Source organism: Uniformispora flossi (genome assembly GCF_049534875.1).
Lineage (GTDB): Bacteria > Actinomycetota > Actinomycetes > Streptomycetales > Streptomycetaceae > Yinghuangia > Yinghuangia aomiensis.
In genome coordinates, this window is record NZ_JBMULZ010000057.1 from 1 (window position 1) to 1,051 (window position 1,051).

The 1,051-nt window shown below is 39.5% G+C and carries 2 protein-coding genes; both read left to right on the plus strand.

Annotated elements, in window-relative coordinates:
* Positions 1 to 234: 234 nt before the first annotated feature.
* Complete coding sequence (locus ACPA54_RS39035; protein ID WP_326194937.1) at positions 235 to 402, plus strand: helix-turn-helix domain-containing protein; 168 nt, start codon at positions 235 to 237, stop codon at positions 400 to 402.
* A gap of 20 nt (positions 403 to 422) precedes the next feature.
* On the plus strand, positions 423 to 890 hold the full coding sequence (locus ACPA54_RS39040; RefSeq protein ID WP_326194938.1) for a hypothetical protein: 468 nt from the start codon (positions 423 to 425) through the stop codon (positions 888 to 890).
* Positions 891 to 1,051 lie beyond the last annotated feature (161 nt).

The window sequence follows — 1,051 nt, forward strand, 5'->3', positions numbered from 1 at the left end:
TAATAGGACTTTACATTCAGGAACATGTGTTCTATTATTGGTACAGAAATATTTTCTTCTCCTACCAATATGTCGCATAATGTCGAATCCTTCCTGAAAAAATTCTGAAGAAATTTGTAAAAAGGGGTAGACATGATATATCCCTTGATGGTAAGATAAGGTCATCAAAGGGAACATAAAGGAATCTGAAGCCCTTTAAAGGAAGTGATACATATGTAGAGGGAGGTACGCTTTTTGTCTAGTGAAGAGGTTTTAACAGTTAAACAGGTAGCCGAGATATTAAAAATATCTGAAAAAACGGCTCGCAAAATGCTGAACAACGGAGAAATTAAAGGTTTCAAAGTCGGTCGAGAATGGCGCGTGTCAGCTGAAAAATTCAATGAATACTTAAAACAAAATTAATTCTTTGGGGGAATTTTAAAATGACAAACACTATTAAAAACACTGAAAACACTACTGACGTATTGGCAACTGAGGACATTGCAACAGCATCACCAAGTATTTTTGAACAAGGTACACAACAAATGTTTTCAACTATCCAGGCAACGGACAGAAAGAGCAGCATCAAACTTTACAACGCGGTAAGCAACGCTGAACACTCTCTATCAGACCATATCGGAGAAGTAATTGAAATTACAGACATGGTCGCCCATGCGGTTGAATTAGAGGATGAAGTCACGAAAGAGACAATTCAGGCAATGCGCGTTGTTCTTTTAACAGCAGACGGACAAGGCTATCACAGTGTATCTCAGGGCGTAGCAAGCTCCCTACAACGTATCATTGGGATTGTAGGGCAAGGTCCTTGGACGGACGAGCCATTAAAAGTTGTTCCAAAAGAAGTTAAAACCCGCCGCGGCTTTAAAACATTGACACTTGCGCTTGTGGACTAATTAAATAGTCGCTCCGATCGGGGCGGCTTTTCTTATATTAAATTACTATATACGGAGGTTGCTAGACTTGGATAAAAACGTAATGATTTTCGACAACGGAGAACGCCGCACAGAGATTAAAGAGGATAGAGTGGAGAATATGTATTGTTTCGCTCAAAAGC